The organism is Rhizorhabdus sp., assembly GCF_018006725.1.
Lineage (GTDB): Bacteria > Pseudomonadota > Alphaproteobacteria > Sphingomonadales > Sphingomonadaceae > Rhizorhabdus.
This window is the reverse complement of the sequence record NZ_JAGMXV010000419.1, coordinates 1-3,000: the sequence shown is the minus strand read 5'-3', so window position 1 is coordinate 3,000 and position 3,000 is coordinate 1. Positions and strand designations below refer to the sequence as shown.

Genomic DNA, 3,000 nt, shown 5'->3' with positions numbered 1-3,000 from the left:
CTCCTGTGCTTCCGGCAGGCTTACCAGAAGAAGCGGTTGTGCACTTCGACCACGCGACCGGTCCGGGCGTTCACGAGGACCACGTCATTGCCGTAGCGCACCCAGCGGTTGTAGCCCGACGGACGCGGCAGGCGGTAACGCGCCGGATCGGCAATCACATAGCGCGAGCTGTAATAGGCCGGCGCGAAGCGGTAGCCGGGCGTCACGGGGCGATAGGCATAGCCGCGCGGGCCGACATAGGCGGGACGACGGAACACGTCGCGGTGCGACTGGCGATAATCGCGCCAGTCACCGCGCGCTTCCCGACGTGCGTCGCGCAGATCTTCGCGCGCCTCGCGAACGTCGCGGCGGTCACCGTAACGCTGGGCTTCGCGGACATCGCGCTGCGCCTCACGAACGTCGCGCTGGCTTTCGCGCGCCTCGCGCAGTGACTGGGCCGACGCCATCGACGGCAAGGCCACGGCAGCGAGCAGGGCCAGAATGATCGGTTTACGCATGAGATATACTCCTCTCGAAATTCGCTTCGTCAAAACTCCGTGACGGGGGCCCTGTTCCTCCTCCGGCACTGACATCTGATTCGCACAGCGGCGATGAACCGGGCGCGAACCCGATCGTCAGCGAAATGAAAGGATATGAAAGGCCGGGCCTCCCGCAGGGGGCCATCATTTCGGTCCAACGAAAAGAGCCCGGCGGACATGCCGCCGGGCCCCCTCTCGGCCACTCTCTTGCCGGAGCCGTGATCAGAAGAAGACGTCGTAGATTATGTCGACGATCTCGCCGCTGCGGAGGTCAACGAGGACCGCGTCATCATAATAGCGGACCCAGCGGAAGTCGCCGTAGGCCGGTGGCAGGCGATATTGCCACGGATTGCCGATCCAGTAGCTCGATCCATAGAACCATGGATCGAAGCGATAGCCGGGATACCAGCGGCGATAGCTGAAGCCGGGACGCGGAGCGACGTAGCGCGGCAGGCGATAGACGTTGCGATGGCTGTCGCGATAGCCGCGCCAGTCATAGCGGCGGTCGTCGCGCCACGCACGATCCCAGCGGCGATCGTCGCGGCGGCCGTCATTTCTATCCCAGGACCGGCCATCGCGATCGGCACGGTCCCAACCGCGCCCGTCGCGCTCACGCCAGTCCCGATCGCGCCGGTTCTGATCGACGCGATCGGCGCCGCGGCCGTCCCAGCCTCGTCCATCTCCTGCACGTCCGTCGCGTCCGTCACGGTCACGCCCATCCCAGTTGCGTCCGTCGCGGTCGCGGCGGTCGCCGCCAGCGTTGGGCGTTCCAGGGGGAGGAGGCGTCGGACGTCCGTCGCGCCGATTCTCACCGTCCCAGCGGCCACGGTCGGTCGACCAGTTGCGGTCGCCGTCCCTGTCCCAGGTGCGACGGTCAGAGGACCAGTTACGATCGGGGGGCGTCGTGCCCGCTCGCGGTGCCTGGGGCCCCGGCGTTGCAGTTGCCGGGCGGCGGTCGTCGCGATTGCCCTCGCGATTCCAGTCGCGGGTCGGTGCCGGCGTCGTGGGAGCCGGGCGCGCCTGCTCGGCCGGGCGCTGCGAAGCGCGATAGCGCTCCATCGCCTCGCGGCGGCTGTCCGCATTCATCATCGCACCGCGCATGTCTCCTTGCCCGGCACGCGGACGGGATGGCGGCGCTTCCTGAGCGGACGCAAGGGAGGGCAGGACCAGAGCGGAACCGAGCAACAGGCCGGTCATCATCCGCGAAACGCTACGCATCGAAACATCTCCCGACGGCGGGCGCGATGCCTGCCTGATCCTCTCCTATCGGCGCGGGGCTTAGCGCCGGCTGAACCCGTGCGTCAGGCTGCCGAAAGAATCGGAGTCGGTTACGACCTTATTCGGCCGGCCTTGAATCGAGCGCCGGGACTGCGCGCGCGGCGTCGGCAGGATCGATGCCGGGCGGCGGCGCGGCGGCGACCGTCTCTTCGCCTCTCCGGATCCGTGCGGCGCGGCCGATCGCTCTACGGATGCGGGGATAGGTGCCGCAGCGGCAGATATTGGTGATCGCGGCGTCGATCTCGGCATCGCTCGGCGAGCCATTGCTTTCGAGCAGCGCGGCTGCCGCCATGATCATGCCCGGCTGGCAATAGCCGCATTGGGGCAGATTCTCCGCAACCCAGGCCTGCTGAACCGGATGGCTGCGGTCGCGCGACAGCGCTTCGATGGTGGTGACGAAGCTGCCCTCGATCGAGCCGATCGGCACGCTGCACGATCGCGCCGCCTGGCCGTCGATATGGACCGTGCAGGCGCCGCACAGGCCCGCCCCGCACCCATATTTCGTGCCGGTCATGTTGGACGCATCGCGCAGCGCCCACAGCAGCGGGGTCGCAGGATCCATCTTGTAGTGGACGGGCTGGCCATTGACGGTGAACCTGGTCATGGCCCCTCATAACCCGGCGTAGGCGCGGATGTAGCGAAAAAAGACATGCTTTGGCTTGAAGAATCGCGCCCCGCTTGATAGGGGCCGCTCTTCACGGCGCGGAAAAAGCTTCCGCGACGACAAACGTTTTTGCGTTGTAGCTTGAGACTCCGTCGGATCGGCGGCGTGGATGGCTCGCTCCGCAGGATATTGGAGACCGGTTTTTTTATGCAGATCATCGTTCGCGACAACAATGTCGATCAGGCCCTCCGCGCGCTCAAGAAGAAGCTGCAGCGTGAAGGCGTGTACCGCGAGATGAAGCTGCGTCGTCATTACGAGAAGCCGTCCGAGAAGCGCGCTCGCGAGCGCGCCGCTGCGATCCGCCGCGCCCGTAAGCTGGAGCGCAAGCGGATGGAGCGTGACGGCGTTCGGTAAGAACTCTGTCCGGAGGCGTTCTGTTCGGCGCCTCCCATATTGCATTCATGGCTGAGAGAGCGAAGCGTCTATGTCGGAAGTAACCGCCGTCCCCCTTCGTCCGATCGCGAAGGGATCGCTTACCAAATTGTGGGTAGGCGTCGCGGCGGTCGTCGCTCTCGCCGTGGGCGCTGCTTATGTCAGCAC

The 3,000-nt window shown here is 66.2% G+C and carries 4 protein-coding genes and 1 pseudogene; 2 read left to right on the top strand and 3 right to left on the bottom strand.

The window, feature by feature from the left end; genetic code table 11:
• Window positions 1–20 precede the first annotated feature (20 nt).
• From KAY22_RS27160 to KAY22_RS27150, 3 genes are all read right to left on the bottom strand, one after another.
• Window positions 21–497: an RcnB family protein gene (locus tag KAY22_RS27160; protein ID WP_296626156.1), complete on the bottom strand. Its 477-nt coding sequence runs from the start codon at window positions 495–497 to the stop codon at window positions 21–23.
• A gap of 243 nt (window positions 498–740) precedes the next feature.
• Window positions 741–1,736, bottom strand: a complete 996-nt coding sequence (locus tag KAY22_RS27155; protein ID WP_296626155.1) for an RcnB family protein — start codon at window positions 1,734–1,736, stop codon at window positions 741–743.
• A gap of 118 nt (window positions 1,737–1,854) precedes the next feature.
• The gene (locus KAY22_RS27150; protein WP_296626154.1) at window positions 1,855–2,400 is read right to left on the bottom strand and encodes a (2Fe-2S)-binding protein; all 546 of its coding nucleotides are present in this window, start codon (window positions 2,398–2,400) and stop codon (window positions 1,855–1,857) included.
• Window positions 2,401–2,607: 207 nt separating this feature from the next.
• Here KAY22_RS27150 and rpsU point away from each other — a divergent pair, with 207 nt between their 5' ends.
• Together rpsU and KAY22_RS27140 are read left to right on the top strand one after the other, a co-directional pair.
• The gene (gene rpsU, locus KAY22_RS27145; protein WP_029548939.1) at window positions 2,608–2,814 is read left to right on the top strand and encodes a 30S ribosomal protein S21; all 207 of its coding nucleotides are present in this window, start codon (window positions 2,608–2,610) and stop codon (window positions 2,812–2,814) included.
• A 70-nt stretch (window positions 2,815–2,884) separates the two neighbouring features.
• Window positions 2,885–3,000, top strand: a pseudogene (locus KAY22_RS27140) (FKBP-type peptidyl-prolyl cis-trans isomerase); the annotation flags it as partial.